Below are 19,929 nucleotides of genomic sequence, written 5' to 3' on the forward strand. Positions count from 1 at the left end.
GCCGGTCTCTCTGTCCGCGGCTGAGGGCCTCGTTCGTGGGCGAGATGCGTGGCGGCGGAACCCCAATCATCCCAGCGATCTCCAGACTACGCCTGTGCAATCTATCCCGATAGGGCAATTCCCGGGAGCATATTTGGACCCTCGAGGGCATGCCGTCGCTCCCGTGCAAGGGGCAGACTCAACCCTATAAGGCCCCGTGACAAAATCCCTGTGAGCCGCCCGGCCCAGCAGGACAGGGCGTGGAGTCATGTGGTGAAACCTCGGGCGGACGTCGCCACAGGACCAGTCGCGCGCCCTCTAGGACCGGAGTTAGTCATGGCCAAAGCAGTGGGAATTGATCTTGGAACAACCAACTCGGTGATCGCCGTCTGGGAAGGAGGGGAAGCCCGCGTTATACCCAACGCCGAAGGAGCCCGGACCACTCCGTCGGTTGTCGCGTATACGGACAACGGGGAACGGCTTGTGGGGCAATTGGCCCGACGCCAGGCGATTCTCAATCCCAAGGGAACCATCACGTCGGCCAAACGGTTCATCGGCCGACACTTTGACGAGATCACGGATGAGGCCAAGGCCGTGAGTTTCGACGTCGTCGCGGACGACAACGGCGTGGCGCGTTTTCAGGTTCAGGGCAAGAAAGTCGCACCCGAAGAGGTGAGCGCCCTCGTTCTCCGCAAGTTAGTGGACGACGCCGCGAAGCAGTTGGGCGAAAAGGTGACGGAGGCCGTCATTACGGTTCCCGCGTACTTTAACGACGCACAGCGCACTGCGACCAAGGACGCGGGCAGGATTGCCGGGCTGGAAGTCCTGCGCATCATCAACGAACCTACTGCAGCGGCCCTGGCCTACGGCATCGATAAACGTCAGCATGAGACGGTTTTGGTTTTCGATCTTGGCGGCGGAACTTTTGATGTGAGCCTGCTGGACGTGGGGGACGGGGTTGTTGAGGTCCGCTCCACGGCGGGGGACACGCATCTCGGCGGAGACGATTTTGACCGCCGGCTTGTCGATTACCTGGCCGACGACTTCCAGAAGGAGGCGGGCATCGACCTCCGGTCGGACCCCCAGGCGTTGCAGCGCCTGTTCGAGGCTGCCGAGAAAGCGAAGGTCGAGCTAAGTTCTGTGACCCAGACCCAGGTGAACCTTCCCTTCATCACTGCCGACGCCACGGGCCCCAAGCATCTGACGACCACCGTTAGGCGCTCCGTATTTGAAGACATCACCCATGACCTGGTGGAACGCACCATGGATCCTGTCAAGCAGGCCATGACGGACGCCAAGGTCACCGCCAACGACATCGATGAAGTCATTTTGGTCGGTGGCTCCACCCGCATTCCCGCTGTGCAGAACGTCGTCCGGCGCCTGACCGGCGGCAAAGATCCCAACATGAGCGTCAATCCGGATGAAGTCGTGGCTATCGGTGCGGCGATCCAGGCCGGTGTGCTTAAAGGAGAGGTCTCGGACGTCCTGCTTCTGGACGTTGTGCCGCTTTCCCTGGGGGTCGAGACCCGCGGCGGTGTCATGACAAAGATCATCGAGCGCAACACGACCATCCCCGCACGGCGCAGCGAAGTGTTCTCTACCGCGGACGACAACCAGCCCGCCGTGGACGTGGTGGTCTTGCAGGGGGAGCGGGAACTGGCGGCGGATAATCGGGTGCTGGGCCGGTTCCAGCTGACTGATATCCGGCCAGCGCCCCGCGGAGAACCGCAGATCGAAGTCACGTTCGATGTAGATGCCAATGGCATTTTGAACGTTACCGCCCGCGACAAGGACACGGGCAAGGAACAGGGCATCACCATCAGCGAAGGCTCCAACCTCGACACCAAGGAAGTCGAGCGCATGATTGCGGAGGCTGAGTCCCACAGAAGCGAGGACCTGCAGAACCGGGAGCGGATCGACACCCTCAACGAACTCGATGCAGTGGCCTACCGCGTTGAGCGGGCCGTCAATGAGCTGGGTGACGCAGTTCCGGTGCACGACAAGGCCCGAGCGGAACTGCTCGTTGGTCAGGCGCGCGACGCCGTCAGCAACCAGGCAGACGTTGGCACCGCCAGGGAACTGATTTCCGAGCTTCAGCAGCTGCAGTCAGCGCTGAGCGCCTCGGCTGCCTCCGCGGCCACCGCAGGGGCGGGTCAGGAATCCGCATCTCAGCCCGCAGCGTCCAACGATGTAGATGAGGATGACATCGTCGACGCGGAATTCGACCGTGGCTAGGAACGGCCATGAGCGACCAGGCAGGGCCGGCTCCAGGAAGTAACGAGGCAGAGGCCGCCACACTCGGTGAAAGGGAAATCAAAGCAACGGAACAGGCGGACGCGCTGGCCAAAATGGAGGATCTGTGGCGCCGTGCGCTGGCTGACGCAGACAACGTCCGAAAGCGCGCCGCCCGGGACGGCGCACAGGTAAGGGCACAAGAGCGGGCAGCGGTCTCTTTGGCGTGGCTGCCCGTCCTCGACAATCTGGAATTGGCCTTGGCTCACGCCCCGGCTGCCGGGGACCCGCTCGTCGATGGCATAGCCGCAATCCGATCCCAGGCCATCGATACCCTGTCCCGCCTTGGCTACCCGCGGATCGACGCCGAGAACGTTCCCTTCGACCCGCGGATTCATGAGGTGGTCAGTGTGTCGGAAACGGACGAGGTTCCCCCAGGGACGGTCCTGAGCGTACTGCGCCCGGGCTACGGCGGCACGGACACCATCCTCAGGCCAGCGGCGGTCGTTGTCAGCCGGGCGGTGAACGCTGACCGTGGCTAAGGACCCATATACCGTTCTCGGCGTCTCCCGGACGGCGGACGCTGACGAGATCCAGCGCGCCTACCGCAAACTGGCGCGGAAATATCATCCGGACGTCAATCGTGATCCGGACGCCGCTGAGCGGTTCAAGGAAATCGGCGAGGCCTACAGCACTCTTTCGGATGCCGAAACGAGGGCCCGTTACGATCGCTTCGGTGCCGATTTCCGGCAGTACGCCGGCAGCGGTGGCGGACCGGCCGGAGGCGGTCCGCGGTGGGGGCCCGGCGGCCCTCGGCCGGGTCCGCGGCCGGGACGCGGCGGGTACGGAAATGTCGACGTCGATTTGGGTGGCGACGTGGATTGGGAGGACCTGCTGGGTGGCTGGTTCCGTCAGCAGGGAGCAGGTCCGGTACAGGGAGCGGACCACGAAGCCGAGCTTCGGCTGACCCTCGACGAAGCGATCCGTGGCGGACGCCGCACCGTCCGCCTGGCCCAGCCGGGCGGCGATGCCCGGAACTATGACGTCGACGTGCCCCCCGGCGTGCTGGACGGCCAGCGCATCCGCCTCGCGGGGGAGGGCGCCGCTAGCCGCGGCGGGGGTCCGCCGGGGGATCTGTTCCTGACCGTACGCATCCAGCCGGACGCCAGATACCGGCTCAAGGGCCGGGACATTCACTTCGACCTTCCCGTCACGCCGTCGGAAGCCGCTCTCGGGACCAAGATCAAGGTCAACGCGCCTGCGGGGCCGGTCACCATCACCGTTCCCGGCGGGTCTTCCAGCGGGCGCAGACTTCGGCTTCGCGGCCAAGGTGTGCCCGACCCGAAGGGCCAGCCCGGGAACCTCTACGCGGAGATCCGTGTCATGGTGCCCCCGCGGTTGAGCAGTGAGGTGCGCAAGCTATACGAGCAGCTTGCCGCTGTGTCCGACTTTCACCCGAGAGAGGGGCTCTTATGAGCCGAGAATATCCGCTCGCCTATCCGTGGCGCCTGAATCTCGAGGCGGTGGCGCGCAGCAGCGGCGTCCACCCAGACGTCGTCATGCGGTTCGTGGATCTGGATCTGATCCGGCCGCTGGGCGATGCCGCGGGCGGACCATGGTTCAGCCCGCGGGCCCCGGAACTCATAGCGCGCGTCATGAGACTCCATTCGGAGCTGTCGCTGAACTACGCGGCAATCCCGTTGGTACTCGATCTGTTGGTGCGGGTCGACTCGCTTGAACGACGGTTGGTTGAAATCACGCAGGTGGAAGGGACTGCTTCACAATGAACATGGAGAGTTTGACGCAAAAGTCGCAGGAGGCCTTGTCAGAGGCTCAACGGATAGCCCAACGCAATGGGCACACTGAGACCGACGGCGAACACCTGCTGCTGGCCTTGCTGGAGCAGGAAAGTGGCCTTGTCCCGCGCCTGCTCGTGGCCATGCAGGTGGATGTGGATGAGCTGAAGGCCGCAGTCGAAGCCGAGCTGAGGCGCAAGCCAAAGGTCACGGGTCCTGGAGCGGCACCGGGCCAGGTGTACGTGAGCCGCAGGCTGGGCGCACTCCTGGACGCCGCCGAACGTGAAGCCAAGCGCCTCAAAGACGAGTATGTCTCAGTGGAGCACCTGCTGGTTGCCCTGGCGGAGGAGGGACGGTCCACTGCGGCCGGAAGGGTGCTGGCTGATCACCGGATCACCCGCGAGGCATTTCTGTCGGTACTGACCCAAGTACGGGGAAATCAGCGCGTCACATCGGCAACACCGGAGCAGACCTACGAAGCGCTTGAGAAGTATGGCCGCGATCTGGTGGCGGACGCCCGCACCGGAAAGCTGGATCCGGTCATCGGCCGCGATGCGGAAATCCGGCGGGTCGTCCAGATACTTTCCCGCAAGACCAAAAACAATCCGGTGCTTATCGGCGAGCCTGGAGTCGGCAAGACCGCCATTGTCGAGGGACTGGCCCAGAGGATCGTCCGGCAGGATGTGCCGGAAGGGCTGAAGAACAAGACCATCTTCTCGCTCGACCTGAGCGCCCTCGTGGCCGGTGCCAAGTACCGCGGCGAGTTCGAGGAGCGGCTGAAGGCAGTGCTGGCCGAGGTGCTGGCGGCAGAAGGCAGGATCCTGCTCTTCGTGGACGAACTGCACACGGTCGTCGGGGCAGGCGCGTCCGAGGGATCGATGGACGCCGGCAACATGCTCAAGCCCATGCTGGCCCGCGGGGAACTGCACATGATCGGCGCCACCACCCTCGACGAATACCGCAAGCACATTGAGTCGGATGCGGCTTTGGAACGCCGCTTCCAGCCGGTCACGGTTGACGAGCCCGACGTCGAGGACGCCATTTCCATTCTTCGCGGGCTGCGGGAGCGGCTTGAGGTCTTCCACGGCGTCCGGATCCAGGACAGCGCTTTGGTGGCTGCGGCCACCCTTTCCCACCGGTACATCACTGACCGGTTCCTTCCGGACAAGGCCATTGACCTTGTGGATGAGGCGTGCGCCAGGCTGCGGACAGAAATTGATTCGATGCCGGCGGAGCTGGATGAGCTCACACGGAAAGTCACGCGGCTCGAAATAGAAGAGGCAGCACTCTCCAAGGAGACCGATCCGGCAAGCAAGACCCGGCTCGAGGAGCTGAGGCGTGAATTGGCGGACCTGCGGGCTGAGGCCGACGCCAAGAGGGCCCAATGGGAAGCCGAGCGCCAGGCGATCCACAAACTGCAGGAAATCCGCAGTGAACTGGAGCGGCTGCGGCAGGACGCTGAGGAAGCCGAGAGGAACTACGACCTCAACCGGGCGGCGGAGCTACGCTACGGCAGGCTTGCCGACCTCGAACGGCGGCTGGCCGCCGAGGAGGACCGGCTGACCGCGAAACAGGGTGAAAAACGCCTGCTCCGTGAGGTGGTGACGGAAGACGAGATCGCCGACATCGTCGCCGCCTGGACAGGCATACCGGTCGCGCGGCTGAAGCAGGGCGAACGTGAAAAAGTCCTGCACCTTGACGAAATCCTGCGCGCCCGCGTCGTGGGGCAGGAAGAAGCCATTAGCGCGGTGTCGGACGCCATCATCCGCGCCCGCTCCGGTATCCGGGATCCCCGCCGGCCGATCGGCTCCTTCATCTTCCTTGGCCCGACCGGCGTCGGGAAGACCGAGCTTGCAAAGTCTCTGGCTGCGGCGCTCTTCGACAGCGAGAACGCAATGATCCGGCTGGACATGAGTGAGTACCAGGAGCGCCACACCGTGAGCCGCCTGCTGGGGGCGCCTCCTGGCTACATCGGCTACGACGAAGGAGGACAGCTCACGGAAGCGGTACGCCGGAAGCCGTACTCGGTGGTGCTGTTCGACGAGGTGGAAAAGGCCCATCCGGACATTTTCAACACCTTGCTGCAGGTGCTCGATGACGGACGGATTACGGACTCGCAGGGCCGGACCGTCGATTTCCGCAATACCGTCATCATTATGACCTCCAATATCGGTTCCCAGTATCTTCTGGAGGGTTCGGCCGAAGGCGGGGCGATCACCGAGGAGGCGCGGGGCATGGTGATGGGCGAGCTCCGGGCGCATTTCCGCCCCGAGTTCCTCAACCGCGTGGACGATACGGTCCTGTTCGCACCCCTGGGACTGCCGCAAATCGAGCGCATCGTTGATCTGCAGTTCCAACAGCTGCGGCAGCGGCTGGCCGAGCAGCAAATAGAGCTGCACCTTTCCGAGGAGGCGCGCCTTCTGATAGCCGAACGAGGCTTCGATCCGGTCTACGGAGCCCGGCCCCTGCGCCGCTACATTTCCCATGTGGTGGAAACGCAAGTGGGCCGGGCCCTGCTGCGTGGCAGCATCGCGGAAGGCGGAATGGTCACGGTGACCGCATCCGGAGGGGAATTGGTGGTTGACTACAGCACGATGGAGCTGGAAGGGGCCGGAACAGCATGAACAAGGCCATCATCAAATGTCCCCATTGCGGCAAATCCAACCGCGTACCGGCCGTCGCCGACGGTCGGCCACGCTGTGGGAGTTGCCACCGGGAGCTTCCCTGGGTTGTTGAGGCTGGAGACGACGACTTCGGCGAGATCGCCGAACGGTCCGGCGTTCCGGTACTGGTGGACTTTTGGGCGGTGTGGTGCGGACCCTGCCGGATGGTGAGCCCCGTGCTGGACCAGTTGGCACACGAACGCGCGGGGCAGATCAAACTCGTAAAGGTCGATGTTGACCACTCACCGCAGCTTTCCGCCAGGTTCGCCATCCAGGCAGTGCCCACGTTGATGGTCATCGTCGACGGCGAGATCGTCGCGAGACAGGCCGGTGCAGCTCCCGCCCCCGCGCTGAGATCCTGGCTGGAGGGGGCACTCACGACGTAACACAAGAACGGCCGACGACGACGGTGGTCCAGCCCCTTTGGGGGGGGCGGGCCGTATGGCCCCCCGCTGGTGAACAGCTTGGCATCGTCTGCGTCGTTCGCGGAAACGCCGGCGGCCGCCCGGGGTTCGATCTGCACGATGGTGGGCACTTGTTCGTTGGCGTTCTTCACGTACACGGGTCAGGACCGTACCGGCCGGCCCGGACCAATCCTGCCACGCCCCGCTATGCCTGCATGTGGGGGTCCGGGGTGCCGCGCCGGGGTTCCTGATTCCCGGCAGGGCCCTGAGTTTCCGCGCGGCAGGGCGGGGGAACCTGCGGTTTCAGTCCTGGGTGCCGCGCCGGGCGCGAAGGCGTTTTAGCTCTCGGTAGAGCTTTTCGTTCTCGGCTTCGAGTTCCAGCACTTTCGCGATGCCGGCGAGGTTCAGCCCCTCGTCGAGCAGCTCGCCGATGCGCCGAAGGATCATCAGGTCCGACTCGCTGTACTGGCGGGTCCCTCCGGAGGTTCGGTCGGGCTTGAGCAGGCCCCTGCGCTCATACAGCCTGATGTTCTGCTGTCCAGTCCCGAGGAGGGCTGCCACCACCGATATCGCGTAGATGCCCTTGCCCGGGTCCTGCTGTTCCTCTGTCCTTGCTGCCATGGCGGCTTGCGTGTCCCCGTTCCGTGTTCTGAAAAATCCATTGGATAGATCTTGCACCAGTTTGGCACTGGTGCTATAAAAAATCTATATCCGCAGCGACAGATAAATGCTGGGGGTTGGTATAGAAACCAATTGGACACCCATGCTGAAGGAGTGGGAATGATGTTGATGCGTACGGATCCATTTCGTGAGCTGGACCGGCTTGCCCAGCAGGTCTTGGGCACCGCCGCCAGGCCGGCTGCAATGCCGATGGACGCGTGGCAGGAGGACGGCGAGTTCGTCATTGCCTTTGACCTGCCCGGCGTTAGCCCGGATTCCGTGGACCTGAACGTGGAACGCAACGTGCTCACCGTCCATGCCGAACGGAAGGACCAGACCGGACCGGACGTTGAACTCATTGCGTCGGAGCGCCCGCGCGGCGTTTTTAGCCGCCAACTGATTCTCGGTGACACCCTGGATACCGAGAAGGTCACGGCCAGCTATGACGCCGGCGTCCTGACCCTGCGCATCCCTGTGGCCGAGCAGGCCAAGCCGCGCAAGATCGAGATCGAAAGTAAGCAACGCCAGCGCGAGGAGATCGCCAGCTAGCACTCAGAACGCCGAGCAGAAAGGGCGGTTCCGGTCCACCGGAACCGCCCAGTCCGGTCAGGAATGGAAGGTATCCGGATGTGGAGCGGCTTCCCGGACCACTACGGCACGCTGGGGGTGCAGCGGACGGCAACCCAGCAGGAAATCTCTGCCGCCTACCGGAAATTCATGAGGACCCATCATCCCGATATGGACTCCACGTCCACCGACCGGACCGAACTCCTGCGTATTATGGAGGCCTTCGCTGTCCTGCGGAATCCGGTCAAGCGGGCCGCGTACGACAAGGAGCTTGGCCGCCGCCACGCCGCCGCCGGCTCTCCGAAGCCGGCACGGCAGAACACAAATCCGGAAAAAAGCACGGCACAGGAAGTCCCCGTCCGCGTGGTGCCCCACAGCGGCACCGAGCCCCCGTTCCGTGTGACCCCCGTCCGGTGGGAGAGCGGGCCATCGGCCGGACACCGTCACTGAGACAGAAAGAGCTGAAAATGAGCGATTGGCGCCGTTACGACTCCCACTTGTTCCCGGTATTTTATGAGCGGTTCGAGGAACGGTGGGGGAAGGGCACCGCCCCGTTCCTGGATCCCGAAGCATACGAGCAGCCGCTGCCCCGGGCACAGTGGATTAACCCCGTCACCGGGGCGGCACTTGCCGTAGTCCCGATCTGGAGCGAAGACGACCGGCAGCATCGCTCCTTCGGCGTGTTCTACCTGCCGCCCGCAGGCGACATATGGGTGCTGCGGCCGGGGCTTGCCGGCTATCTGGAACCCGGAGACACCGAGTCCCAGGATCTTGTCAGCCTTCGTAACGATGCGTTCAAAAAGGCTGTCGCGCACGCCAAGGAGTTCCTTTTCGGCCCGCAAACTGCGCACTGAACCTCATCGCCACGCCGCCGACATGAGGTAAACAGCAACCCACTCCCAGCATGGCTCCTGTGGTCGATTGCTGTCCTGACGTGGCCGGGCTAGCGTGACTTGCCTGACGGGCGCGCAAACCATCGCCTGGTCCGAGCGTGCCCCGCGGGTGGGGCAGGAGCTAACTGGCTGACTTGCTCATCGGTCAGGGAGCACCGGATCTGGGTGCTCGTCATGCGCTCAATCTGGTCCCGGGCAACGAAGCGCACGCCCTGAGTTGCGGTCACGGTTATGCCGTGCAGGATATCCCCGTGATCGTCAAGGACCCGGTCCAAGACTCCGAACTGCCGTCCGGACAGGGACAAAACCGGTGTTCCCGTGACCAGCGCCGTGTAGGCGACGGGCCGGCCCTCATCATTCACTGCACACACCCCCTTGAGAATCGATTTCTCGACCTGAATGTCTGGCATGCTCTGTCAAAGCACTGGCATGTTCTGCTCAGCGCGCGCTGCCCTCCCAGACGCCCACGCCCGAGACATCCAGAGAACCAGCGCACGCACGGGAGGCCAGCTGCGGGGAAACCTCTGACCCTCCGCATGTGCAGGTCCCCGGCCGTATATGGCCGGGGACCGCCGGGAGGGACGGACGCGCTGCGCATGCCCGTGCGCCGGAGAGGCAGCAGGGCGTAAAACCTACCGCCCCTCTACGGTCTTTAGGCTGCTTTAATCTGCTGCTGGCCTCCCTTCGTTTCGATCTCAATCTTCCGTGGCGCCGCCTGGGCCACCACCGGGATCCTCAAAGTCAGCACGCCGGCGTCGTAACTGGCCTTGACGTTCTCCGCATCCATCGCGTCACCGAGGATAAGCTGCCGGCTGAAGACGCCGCGGGGCCGCTCGGCCACTACCAGTTCGGTTTGTTCACCAACAGGGTCCTTCCGTTCGGCGCGGACCGTCAGCACATTCTTCTCCACGCCCAGATCAATCGAACCGGCATCCACGCCGGGCAGATCGAGCGCAACAATGTATTCATCGCCTTCACGCCACGCGTCCATCGGCATCGCCGCGGGATGGGCCACTGTACCCAGCACCTGCTCGGCGAGGCGGTCCAGATGACGGAATGGATCGAACATCAACATGACACACCTCCTTGATCACTGCCACGGATCTATATCCGCCGACACAGATTTAAATAGCACCGGATGTCGGCCATTGCAAGGGTGTCGGCCAAGTTTGTTGGCCCCTTTCGGAAGGCCCTCTCAAGGTGCTGTGCAGGGGTACCGACGTGCGCGGGACAGTCTTCTGCGGCCCTTGCGACGAGCCGCAAGCGGTGCTAAAACCTGTGGTGGCGAATATAGATTTCATCGGGAGAAGACGCAAGCAACAGGACAGCCGGCAGGAGGAAGGCCGTGGCACCCCGGGGGCAGCCGGAAGAGCAGGACAACTGTGATCCTGGCCTTGGGGGTTTCACGTCCCAGCGGCGTTCCCGCCCGGCCCGTTCTGCAGGACTACGGTGGCAGCACATCCGGACACAAAGGAGGTGGCAAGGACATGAACCCCGAAATGGAGAGAATCCGCGCTCTGGCAGCAGTCATAACAACAGCAGAATGCGCCCTGGACACCGCGTATGCGACGCTGCGGCAATGCGCCGCGGCAGTGCTCCGGAACGGGGACGCGACCCTGGCCGAGGTCAGCGAGGCCACAGGAATGAACCAGGGCGAACTGCTGGAACTGCTCAGCCGCAATATCCCGGGCCGGGAACCATCATGGAAACAGTCCGGTACAGCAGGCTTGTCCTAGGATCATGTTCCCCGGCCCATCCGTGGCGGTCGTCGCCTGAACGCAATGGGCCTTCCCGCTCTGCAGCCTGCACTCCAAGGGTCGCCGGGAAGGCCCCATTTGCTGAAGCGGCAGGGTTTAGGCTCACATCCCGGGGCGGAGCGTTGTAAATGGGCGCTGCCCGTGCGCCGCGACAGTTGTCAGCAGACGAGACCCGGCCAGCCGCTAGGGGCAGCAGAATCGAGACCGGCGCGGGGGGAAGCGGTGGTCGGTTCCCTGTCCATCAGCGTGCCTCAAAAGCCTCCTGGGTGGCGGTTCCCGGGATAGCTGGCCACGTCTGGCTGGAGAAATCGCGGTGCGGGCGGCAGCATGCCTGTCGCGGGGACGTTGCCTTATGGGGTGCGACAGGTGACATTGTGCCCGGAGGCAACTCCGGCTTCCGCATCAGCCCGAACCAGGCGCACTTGTGAAGCTTCTTCACCGCTTCCATCTAGGCAAGGCCCCTGTTCCGACGTACTGGAACAGGGGCCTTGCCGGGTGGGATCTGCTCAGCTCAGTGAAGATGCCCCAGGTTCGACGGTGTACTGCTTGGGCAGCTTCAGGGAACGCTCTGCCATGACGTCCCGGAGCCGGTCAGGGTAGTCGGTGATCATGCCGTCGACCCGGGCGTCCATGAGGGCTCGCATGGTGGGCTGGTCGTCCACGGTCCACGGGATGACCTGCATGCCCTTCGCATGGGCACGGTTCACCATGTCAGCTGTCACGTAGGGGACGTAGCCGGCGTCGGTGACTTTTCCGTTTTGGGGTGTTCCGTGGACGGGAGAGATGGCGTCGAAGCCGAGTGAGGCAGCCGCGTCCACGAGGTCGCCGCCAAAGTCGTCGGAGTCGACCCCGCCCAGCCAGGGTGACTTGCCGGGCTGGCCTGCCTGGAGGAAGTCTTTGTTGGTCAGCGCCACGGTGCGGATGCCGGGCTCGCGTTCCCTCACCAGGCGCAGGGAACCCCAGTCGAAGCTTTCGATGGAGACGCGGTGCTCCATGTGGGCGGCCTTGATTTCGCGCAGGGCGACGTCGACGAACTGCTCCCGGGGCGCGGTCTGCTCGGGTGCGCCGGCTTCGACCTTGGTTTCGATGTTGAACTTGACCTGGCTGGCCCGGTAGCGGTTTGCCAGGTCAAAGGCCTCGGCGAGGGTCGGCATTTGGGCGCCGGGGGAGGCCTGCTGGCCCGGGAACTGGGGCAGCGGGGAGGAGCCGCAGTCCAGGCTGCGGACCTGGGCGAACGTGAGGTCCTTGACGTACTTGCCCACATAGGGGAACTGCGGGTCATCCGGGGTGACGGGGGCGGTGTCCCGGCATTTGTCCCCGTTGATCTTCCGGTCGTGGGTGATCACTTCACGGCCGTCCTTGGTGATCTGCAGGTCGAGTTCGAGGGTGCTCACGCCGGTCTCGAGCCCCTTGGCGAACGAAGCCAGGGTTGATTCGACGGTGAGGCCGAGTCCTCCGCGGTGCGCCTGCAGGTCGAAATGGTTGTCGGTGCCGTCGGGGTTGGTGTCCGCGGCGCGGGCGGGGAGGGATGTTCCCAGGGCGAGGCCGGCGGTGATGGCAGCCGCGGTCAGCAGCTTTGTGTACTTCATGGGTTCTCCAAGGTGATGTCAGGGATTGGCGGGGGCCTGCTTGTGGGACTGGCCCCGCGCGATGGTGCTTGCAGCGACCCTTGCCGGGGGGGCGAGGGATGCTTAGCCTCCGGCGGTGCCGTGACCGTTGTGGGTGATGGCTGCGACGGCACCTGTCTGTTCGTTGAGCAGGACCCTGTCGTTGCGTTCGTGGTGGAAGTTGAACATGGCATTCATGGACCCGGCGTTGGCGTCGGCGGAGGCGCCGCCGATCTGGCCGGTGTGCCAGTTGTCTTCGATGAAGCGCAGGATGGAGGCCTGGTCGGTTTCGGTGTGGTCCACGAAGTTCTTCTTCGCGTAGGGGGAGATGACCACCAGCGGCTGGCGGGGGCCGGGGCCGCAGCGGTCGGCGTAGCCACCGGCCATGGGGACGCCGCTGGAGGCGGCGTTCTGGCACCACGCGGCGTCGTCCGTGCCGGTGGAGGAGTTCTTGGGCCGGGCGGCGACGTGGTCGTACCAGCCGTCCGAGTCGTCATAGGCGATCACGACGGCGGTGCTGTGCCAGTTCTTGGACTTCTGGATCTGGTTCACGGTCTTGGCGATGAAGTTCTGCTCGTCGACAGGGTCCGAGTAGGCGGCGTGGCCGTCCTGGAACTCGGAGGCTTTCAGGAAGGACACGGCGGGCATGTTGTCGCTGTCGACGACCTTGCTGAAATCGTTCAGGTCGTACTGGTGGTTCGCCTGGCCGTTGTGCCCGATCTCCGCGGCGCTGGCAGGAGCCAGGTGGTGCGGGTTGGCGGTCGAGGCGTAGTACTGGAACGGCTGGTGGTGCGGGGAGTAATCCACCACCGAGGCGCCGGCGGCGTTGGTGTGGCTGGCCAGGCACGAGGCCGGCGTGCTGCCGGTGGCGGCGGTGGTGGGCGCGAAGCCGCCCTGGAACCAGCCCCAGGAGGTGCCCTGGGTGTTGAGAAGGTCGCCGATGTTCTTGCCGGTCATGCCGGCCAGGTTGTTGGCCTTGACGTGGCTGTTGTTGGAGCAGTCGTCGTACACCGGGTCGGGGTCGTTAATGACGGTGCCGACACCGCTGGCATCAGGCTGGCGGACCGCGCTGCTGCCCGTGGCCAGGGTCGCGGCGGGCTGCCCGGCTGCCGTGTATTCCTTCACGCCGTGGGTCTGGCCGGAGATGAGGTTCAGGGCGCCCGGGGTGGAGGGTCCGAAGACAGTGCTGAAGTGGTTGTCGCTCATCGCGTAGTTTTGGGCGTAGTTCCAGATGCCGGTCACGGTGTTCCCGTCGTAGTAATCCATCGTCAGGCCGGGACGTCCGTACTGGTTGGTGCCGCATGCGTCGCGGCTGGTGAACTGGACGAACTTGTCCATGGCGCCGCCGTTGTACGCATTCTGCTCGGCCTTGTAGCCGTGGTCCTGATCGCAGGTGACCGCCTCCATGGGGGAAAGCCGTGAAGGCTGGACGGAGTTGGGGTTGTCCGGGGCCAGCAGTCCTGCGCTGCTGAGGGTGTTGATGTCCTTTGGCGTGTCCCCAGAAGCCGCGAAGGCCGCTGCCGCGGCGCCGGACCCCTGTTGGGTTTCCCCGGGGGTGTTGGCCGCCTTGGGGTAGGTGGCGAAGTAGTGGTCAAAGGAGACATTCTCCTGGAAGAGCACCACCACATGCTTGATCGGCGTGGCGGTGCCCTGGTGGGGCTCGACGGCGGTGGCCGGGCCTGCGCCGAAGCCGGCCAAGCCAGCGGTCAGGGCCAGGCCAGCGGTCAGGGCCGAGACCGCGAGGGACGCGGCGCCTGCGGCCCCGGCGACGCCTTTTCGGGTCAAGCGGAGGGACGGATAAGGCATGGGAAGTCCAATCGTTCCTGTTGGCGGAGGAGAACTGGTGGAGCGCCGTCGTTAGTTAAAATGGCGTCCGGGTGTTGGGGCGTTTACTTGGCCGGGGTGACGGTGGCTTCGTAGGTGAGGATCTCAGTACCGTTGCCTTCTTCGCCGTTGTCGGGGGCCACGGTCATGGTGAGGTGGCTGCCGCTGGCGGTTATCTTGAAGGGGTTGCGGGTGGCCACGTGCCCGGCGGTGGACCACTGCTGGAACGGCACGTCGCGGATCACGCTTCGGGTCTTGAGATCGATCATGGCGACGCCGCCGAGCTCGTACGTGGCCGCTGTGCCGCCCGCCGCCGCGGTCTGCGGGAGATTGGTGACCCCGGCGCAGAGCATCTTGGAGTTGGGCACGTACTGGCAGTCCTGGTAGTCGATGAGGAAGTTGGGGTTCTGCCAGGTGGAGAGCTGCTTGCCTCTCAGGTCCCACTCGGCGAACCGCCGTGAGCCCCAGGTGTTGCCCACCAGGTGGCCGGTCTGCTTGTCCAGCACGATGCCGCCGAAATGGTCCTTCACCTCGAACTGCTTGTGCACGGTGAGGGTGTTGGCGTCGACGCGATAGATGACGGCGCTGCTGTTGGGCCGGTACTGGGCCACGGGGACCCAGACATTGGTGCCGTCGAAGTCGACGCCGCCGGGGTGGTACATGTCGCCCTCGCCCAGGACAATGTCCTTTTGCAGGTTGCCGGCCTTGTCCATGACGAACAGGTGGCCGATGCCCTTGCCGGGCGTCCGGTCGTAACCACCTTGGGGCGTCGCGTACTTCACCGTCGGTTCGGTGATTTGGACGGCCGAGAGGAAGATGTGGTCTTGGCTGTAGGCGATTCCCTCGGTGTGGTACGTCGGGAAGTTCAGCTTCAGCTTGGACGTCTGCTTCCAGACTGTGTTCCGGCTGACGCCGTTGAACGCGTCCGCCAGCGCCGTGTCCGTTTCGTGGGGGGTGCCGGACGGGCTGGTGGTGCCCTCCTGACCGTTGGTGCCTGCAGCCTGGGCAGCTGCCGTCCCGCCGATGGCCGCCGCGGCCAGGATAACGGCCGCGGCGGCCGTGAGGATGCCTCGCGTAGGAGTTGTGCTCATTGGGGAGCCTCTCAAGATAGGTCTTATCAAGTGCTCACCACGTTACTGGCCAGTAATTAACTCGCCGGGGCCGGCGGGTGAACAGCAGATGCCACCGCACGGGGAGTCGGGCATGCCTGAAACCAGCTACATCATCGCGGTTTTCGCCGCCGTGTTAATCACGCTGATTGCGGTGATTACGACGGCGGTCACGCAGCTTCCCGTCGGACGTCGCCCCTTGCTCCGGCACACCGGACAGCGTCGGCGCTTCTGATGGGACAGACAGCGGGCTACTCAAACATCTTCAGGTACCGGACTATGGGCAGCCCGGGCGGGTCAGTCCCGGTGAGCCCGGATGACGAAGTGCTCAACCCGCCGGTCAGGAATCAGCCAAATCAGGGCCACGATGGTGTATACCGCAACCCCAAGCAGTGGCTGGGCTGCGGTCAGACCAAGGCCCGCGATGTAAATCAGGGGCGACGATTTGCCTTTCCAGTCCCGGCCGATTGCCTGCGCGAGGGGGCCATCCCGGCCCTGTTGGCGGATCAGTGCCTGTTCCAGGATGAAGTAGGCGATCGCGGCGCACAGCAAGTTGATCCCGTAGGTCAGCACCGGGATCTGCACAAAGCCGGACTCATCCATCCACCGGGTGGTGAACGGGATTAGTGAAAGCCAGAACAACAAGTGCAGATTCGCCCAGAGGATCGCGCCGTTGACCCTGCTTGCCAGATGGATCATGTGGTGGTGGTTGTTCCAGTAAATTCCAACGTAGACGAAGCTGAGGAGGTAGCTGAGGAACGTGGGCAGGACGGACCCCAAACCACGCCAGGTCGGTTCGTCCGGCACATGGAGTTCCAGCACCATGATGGTGATGATGATGGCGAGCACACCATCACTGAACGCTTCCAGACGGTTCTTGTTCACCAGCTTTCCTCCATCAAAGCAACATCCTAATCAGGGATCCTCAGCCAGTGGGGTGTCCCTTCGCGAATCTGGCTTCGCCGGCGCGGGCGATTCCCTTCCGACCCGTGGGGTACGGAGCAGGGCGCGCAACGTCTGGATGGTATCGGCCTCCGCGGCCGTCTTGTCGTCACGGTAGCGCTTGACGCGCGCGAACCGAAGGGCGATTCCACCCGGGTAGCGGGGAGAGTGCTGGACGCCGTCGATGGCGATCTCGACCACGGTGACCGGCTCGGTCCACACCGTACCCGGCGTACGCCGCACCTCCAACTCCTGGAATCTCTCGGTCTGCCATTGCAGCAGCGCGTCGGTGAGGCCCTTGAAAGTCTTGCCCACCATCACGTAACCGCCGGGTTCACCGAACTCGCCAACAGGGTCCAGGGCGCCGAGGTGCAGGTTCGAGAGCAGCCCGGTGCGCCGTCCTGACCCCCATTCGCAGGCGAGCACCACCAGGTCGTAGGTGAGCACCGGCTTCACTTTGATCCAATTCGAACCCCGCCGTCCGGCGGCGTAGGTCGATCCCACTGCCTTCACGACCACGCCCTCGTGGCCGGCGGCCAGCGCATCGCGCGACACTCCCTCGGCAACAGCCGCATCCGCAGTGATTTTCCCAGGGATGCGGTGACTTGGGGCGATGCGCTCGAGTACGCCGATGCGGGTGGACAGTGGCTCGTCGAGCAGGTCGCGCCCGTCGATGTGCAGCACGTCGAAAAACCACGGATGCAGCAGCGTGGTGCGCGCCGCGTTCGCCCCGAACCGGGACATGGTCTCCTGGAACGGCCTGGGGCCGCCGTCCTCGTCGAGGGCCAGGGTCTCGCCGTCGAGGATCACATCGCGCACGGGCAGTCCGCGCGCCACCTCCACCACCTCAGGCAGCCGATGGGTCACATCGGCCAGGGTGCGGGTGTAGATGCGCACGTCGTCGCCGGCACGGTGCACCTGGATGCGTGCGCCGTCGAGCTTGTATTCCACGGACGCTTCCCCCGTCGCCTCCAGCGCCTCGCCGGCACTGGCCGCGGTTGCGGCGAGCATGGGCTGCACGGGACGCCCGACGACGAGGCCGACCGCGTCAAGCTGGGCCGCGGTGCCCGTGATCGCCAGCAGGGCGGTCCCGCCGAGATCGCCGGAGAGCATCGCTGCGCGGCGTACGGACTCGGCCGGCCGGCCGGCGGCGCGGGCAACCGCATCCGTCAGTACGCCTTCGAGTGCACCGGTACGAAGTTCTCCGAGCAGCACGCCGGCGATGAAGGCCTGCTCTCGTTCGGTGGCTTCGGCCATCAGAGTCCGAAGGGTGGCGGCGCGCTCCACGGTCGAGCCGGCGCCTGCGGCTGCCAGCAGTCGGTCCAACGCAGCGTCGAGATGGGCGATAGTGAGATTCGGCTGAGGAGCGGGCTGGCCCCTGGCCGCCCCCATGCCGCTCCAGCCGATCCCGACTCGGCCCTGGCGAGGCTTGGCGGTGAGCAAGCCGACCGCCGTCGGGATGTCCGCGGGGTCGAGCCGGAGCAGCAGGCCTGCCAGTTCGTTGACCTTGACGAGCCGGGAGCGGGTGGCCGCGACGGCTTCCGAGGTCCTCACGAGCTCGTCGAGCAGCATGACACCAGTCTGTCACAGCCGCTGGCTATGGACAGCGATTAGGCCCTGTTCCAGAATGGGCACGTGGGAATCATCGTCGCCAACCTGTTTGTCACCCTCGACGGCGTCTACCAGGCGCCGGGCGGCCGCGAAGAAGATACCGCGGACGGATTCGCCTTCGGTGGCTGGCAGGCGCCCGTGTCCGATGACGAGGCCGGCGCTGCCATCAGCGAGGAGATTGGCCGCATCGACGCCCTGCTCCTCGGTCGGAAGACCTACGACATTTTCGCGGCCTACTGGCCGCACCAGTCCGACGAGATCGGCGGCACGCTCAACCGGGTGCCCAAGTTCGTCGTCTCCAATTCACTGGTTGATCCCGCGTGGGCGGGCACCAAGGTGCTGCCAAATGCAGAGGCAGCGGGCCGCCTCCGCGAAGAGTTCGACGAGGTGCACATGTTCGGCAGTGGCGTCCTCATCCGGTCGCTACTGGCGGAGGACGTGCTCGACCGTCTCCATCTCTGGCTCTATCCGATCACCCTCGGGCAGGGCAAGCGCGTCTTCGACGCCGGGACAGTCCCCGCCTCGTTCCGCCTCGCCGAGCCGGCGCGCACCTTCCCGAAGGGGGGAGTGTCGCTGGTCTACGACCGAGCGGGCACCGTGGAGACGCAGGACATGCCGGGCACCTGATGGGCAAGGCTATCGCGTCCATCACCACGTCCACGTTCCCCAGGATGGTGAACAGCGCTACGTCCCAGGACGCCGCCAAAACCGTTGGCTGGTCCAAGACCACTGCTACGTGAAGACCCACGCAGCCCCACTGGAAGCTGTTCGGCCGAAGCTGGCCCGGGGCCAGCCACGCCACACCGAGAAACAACCCCGTGGGCCGCCAATAGTCCAGGACCGCAGCCTGGACCGGATCTACGGTGACGTCTTGTTGTTGGTTCTCGCGTGCGGGAACCTTGGTGAGTCAGTTCAGATCACGTTCTACTGGGAGACCACCGTGTCATCCACTCGCACCAGGGTCGCCTTCCTCGTTTCGGAGGAGGTGGCTGCCGCCGTTGCTGGAGGGCGCCCCGTCGTCGCTTTGGAATCGACCATTTTCACTCATGGGCTTCCGCGTCCGCGCAATCTGGAAGTTGCTTTGGAAGCCGAGGAACGCCTTCGCGGTCAAGGGGTCGTTCCTGCAACCATCGGTGTCTTCGCCGGCGCTCCGACGGTGGGGCTCACCCGTGAGCAGATCGGCTCGCTCTCCAATGACGGGGCCGTTAAGAAATTAAGCCTCCGCGATCTTCCCGTGGCCGCTGCTCTTCAGCTCCACGGCGGCACAACGGTGGCAGCGACAGCGTTCCTGGCACACCGCGCCGGCATCAAAGTGTTCGCAACCGGCGGTGTGGGTGGAGTGCACCGCGGTGCGGCAACATCCTTCGACGAATCCGCCGATATGACTACCCTGGCTAGTACCCCCGTCATTGTCGTCAGCGCCGGAGTGAAGTCCATCCTGGACGTCGCGGCCACCCTCGAACGGTTCGAAACTCTCAACATCCCCGTCGTCGGCTACAAGACCAGGAAGTACCCTGGCTTCTACGTTTCCGATTCGGGATTTGCGATTGAGTACGCGGTCAATACCCCCGACGAGGTTGCAGCAATCTGCAGCGCACGCGATGACCTGCACATTGAATCGGCCATCCTGTTGGCGAACCCGATCGCAGAGGACAAACAGTTCCCTCCCGCCGAGCTCGACGACATTCTCTCCCGGGCGTGGTCGCAGGCAGAGAAGAACGGGATCACCGGCAAGGACACCACACCGTTCCTTTTGGACTTCATTCAGCGCGAGACGGACGGCCGCAGCGTGAATGTTAATGTCGAGGTGTACCGAAGCAACGTGTCCCTCGGTGGCGAGGTCGCGATTGCGCTGACCCGCTAACCCCTGGGGGATGTCTGGGAC

The 19,929-nt window shown here is 64.6% G+C and carries 20 protein-coding genes; 13 read left to right on the top strand and 7 right to left on the bottom strand.

Features of this window, described 5'->3' with window-relative positions; genetic code table 11:
* The first annotated feature begins 315 nt into the window (after positions 1-315).
* From dnaK to trxA, 6 genes are read left to right on the top strand one after another with little or no spacing between them, the layout of a single operon-like run.
* The gene (dnaK, locus tag ACFTSA_RS08520; RefSeq protein ID WP_377950839.1) at positions 316-2,214 is read left to right on the top strand and encodes a molecular chaperone DnaK; all 1,899 of its coding nucleotides are present in this window, start codon (positions 316-318) and stop codon (positions 2,212-2,214) included.
* A gap of 8 nt (positions 2,215-2,222) precedes the next feature.
* Complete coding sequence (locus ACFTSA_RS08525; protein WP_377950840.1) at positions 2,223-2,753, top strand: nucleotide exchange factor GrpE; 531 nt, start codon at positions 2,223-2,225, stop codon at positions 2,751-2,753.
* Entirely contained in the window at positions 2,746-3,687 is a 942-nt protein-coding gene (locus tag ACFTSA_RS08530) for a DnaJ C-terminal domain-containing protein (protein WP_377950841.1), read from the top strand. The genes ACFTSA_RS08525 and ACFTSA_RS08530 overlap by 8 nt, the downstream gene beginning before the upstream one ends.
* Positions 3,684-3,998: a chaperone modulator CbpM gene (locus tag ACFTSA_RS08535; RefSeq protein ID WP_377950842.1), complete on the top strand. Its 315-nt coding sequence runs from the start codon at positions 3,684-3,686 to the stop codon at positions 3,996-3,998. The genes ACFTSA_RS08530 and ACFTSA_RS08535 overlap by 4 nt, the downstream gene beginning before the upstream one ends.
* Positions 3,995-6,631: an ATP-dependent chaperone ClpB gene (clpB, locus tag ACFTSA_RS08540; RefSeq protein WP_377950843.1), complete on the top strand. Its 2,637-nt coding sequence runs from the start codon at positions 3,995-3,997 to the stop codon at positions 6,629-6,631. The genes ACFTSA_RS08535 and clpB overlap by 4 nt, the downstream gene beginning before the upstream one ends.
* Positions 6,628-7,056, top strand: a complete 429-nt coding sequence (trxA, locus tag ACFTSA_RS08545) for a thioredoxin (RefSeq protein ID WP_377950844.1) — start codon at positions 6,628-6,630, stop codon at positions 7,054-7,056. The genes clpB and trxA overlap by 4 nt, the downstream gene beginning before the upstream one ends.
* Positions 7,057-7,377: 321 nt before the next feature.
* Here trxA and ACFTSA_RS08550 read toward each other — a convergent pair whose 3' ends face one another.
* Positions 7,378-7,695 (bottom strand): MerR family transcriptional regulator, encoded by a 318-nt coding sequence (locus ACFTSA_RS08550; protein ID WP_377950845.1) that lies wholly within the window; start codon positions 7,693-7,695, stop codon positions 7,378-7,380.
* A gap of 162 nt (positions 7,696-7,857) precedes the next feature.
* Between ACFTSA_RS08550 and ACFTSA_RS08555 the strand changes: the two genes are divergently transcribed.
* The 3 genes from ACFTSA_RS08555 to ACFTSA_RS08565 all read left to right on the top strand — a co-directional run bounded on the left by ACFTSA_RS08555 (position 7,858) and on the right by ACFTSA_RS08565 (position 9,155).
* Positions 7,858-8,283 (top strand): Hsp20/alpha crystallin family protein, encoded by a 426-nt coding sequence (locus ACFTSA_RS08555; protein WP_377950898.1) that lies wholly within the window; start codon positions 7,858-7,860, stop codon positions 8,281-8,283.
* Between the two features lie 78 nt (positions 8,284-8,361).
* Positions 8,362-8,751 (top strand): J domain-containing protein, encoded by a 390-nt coding sequence (locus tag ACFTSA_RS08560; RefSeq protein ID WP_377950846.1) that lies wholly within the window; start codon positions 8,362-8,364, stop codon positions 8,749-8,751.
* A 17-nt stretch (positions 8,752-8,768) separates the two neighbouring features.
* Positions 8,769-9,155, top strand: a complete 387-nt coding sequence (locus tag ACFTSA_RS08565; protein WP_377950847.1) for a hypothetical protein — start codon at positions 8,769-8,771, stop codon at positions 9,153-9,155.
* A 691-nt stretch (positions 9,156-9,846) separates the two neighbouring features.
* On the opposite strand, the gene ACFTSA_RS08570 is transcribed toward ACFTSA_RS08565, so the two are convergent.
* Positions 9,847-10,269, bottom strand: a complete 423-nt coding sequence (locus ACFTSA_RS08570) for an Hsp20/alpha crystallin family protein (RefSeq protein WP_377950848.1) — start codon at positions 10,267-10,269, stop codon at positions 9,847-9,849.
* A 412-nt stretch (positions 10,270-10,681) separates the two neighbouring features.
* Between ACFTSA_RS08570 and ACFTSA_RS08575 the strand changes: the two genes are divergently transcribed.
* Positions 10,682-10,930, top strand: a complete 249-nt coding sequence (locus ACFTSA_RS08575) for a hypothetical protein (protein WP_377950849.1) — start codon at positions 10,682-10,684, stop codon at positions 10,928-10,930.
* Positions 10,931-11,457: 527 nt separating this feature from the next.
* Here the strand turns inward: ACFTSA_RS08575 and ACFTSA_RS08580 are convergent.
* From ACFTSA_RS08580 to ACFTSA_RS08590, 3 genes are all read right to left on the bottom strand, one after another.
* Positions 11,458-12,540, bottom strand: coding sequence for a glycerophosphodiester phosphodiesterase family protein (locus ACFTSA_RS08580; protein ID WP_377950850.1), 1,083 nt, complete (start codon positions 12,538-12,540; stop codon positions 11,458-11,460).
* Between the two features lie 102 nt (positions 12,541-12,642).
* Positions 12,643-14,364, bottom strand: a complete 1,722-nt coding sequence (locus ACFTSA_RS08585; RefSeq protein WP_377950851.1) for a phospholipase C — start codon at positions 14,362-14,364, stop codon at positions 12,643-12,645.
* 83 nt (positions 14,365-14,447) lie between these two features.
* Complete coding sequence (locus tag ACFTSA_RS08590) at positions 14,448-15,473, bottom strand: DUF6454 family protein (protein WP_377950852.1); 1,026 nt, start codon at positions 15,471-15,473, stop codon at positions 14,448-14,450.
* A 112-nt stretch (positions 15,474-15,585) separates the two neighbouring features.
* On the opposite strand from ACFTSA_RS08590, the gene ACFTSA_RS08595 reads away from it, so the two are divergent.
* Positions 15,586-15,726, top strand: a complete 141-nt coding sequence (locus tag ACFTSA_RS08595) for a hypothetical protein (protein ID WP_377950853.1) — start codon at positions 15,586-15,588, stop codon at positions 15,724-15,726.
* Positions 15,727-15,788: 62 nt separating this feature from the next.
* Here ACFTSA_RS08595 and ACFTSA_RS08600 read toward each other — a convergent pair whose 3' ends face one another.
* Positions 15,789-16,376, bottom strand: a complete 588-nt coding sequence (locus tag ACFTSA_RS08600) for a TMEM175 family protein (RefSeq protein ID WP_377950854.1) — start codon at positions 16,374-16,376, stop codon at positions 15,789-15,791.
* A gap of 30 nt (positions 16,377-16,406) precedes the next feature.
* Positions 16,407-18,005 (bottom strand): ATP-dependent DNA ligase, encoded by a 1,599-nt coding sequence (locus ACFTSA_RS08605; RefSeq protein ID WP_377950855.1) that lies wholly within the window; start codon positions 18,003-18,005, stop codon positions 16,407-16,409.
* A 63-nt stretch (positions 18,006-18,068) separates the two neighbouring features.
* Here ACFTSA_RS08605 and ACFTSA_RS08610 point away from each other — a divergent pair, with 63 nt between their 5' ends.
* Both ACFTSA_RS08610 and ACFTSA_RS08615 read left to right on the top strand, forming a co-directional pair.
* Positions 18,069-18,671 (top strand): dihydrofolate reductase family protein, encoded by a 603-nt coding sequence (locus ACFTSA_RS08610; RefSeq protein ID WP_377950856.1) that lies wholly within the window; start codon positions 18,069-18,071, stop codon positions 18,669-18,671.
* A 313-nt stretch (positions 18,672-18,984) separates the two neighbouring features.
* The gene (locus ACFTSA_RS08615; protein WP_377950857.1) at positions 18,985-19,908 is read left to right on the top strand and encodes a pseudouridine-5'-phosphate glycosidase; all 924 of its coding nucleotides are present in this window, start codon (positions 18,985-18,987) and stop codon (positions 19,906-19,908) included.
* The last annotated feature ends 21 nt before the right edge of the window (positions 19,909-19,929 follow it).

The sequence above is a fragment of the Arthrobacter sp. NPDC057013 genome (assembly GCF_042674585.1).
Classification (GTDB): domain Bacteria; phylum Actinomycetota; class Actinomycetes; order Actinomycetales; family Micrococcaceae; genus Arthrobacter.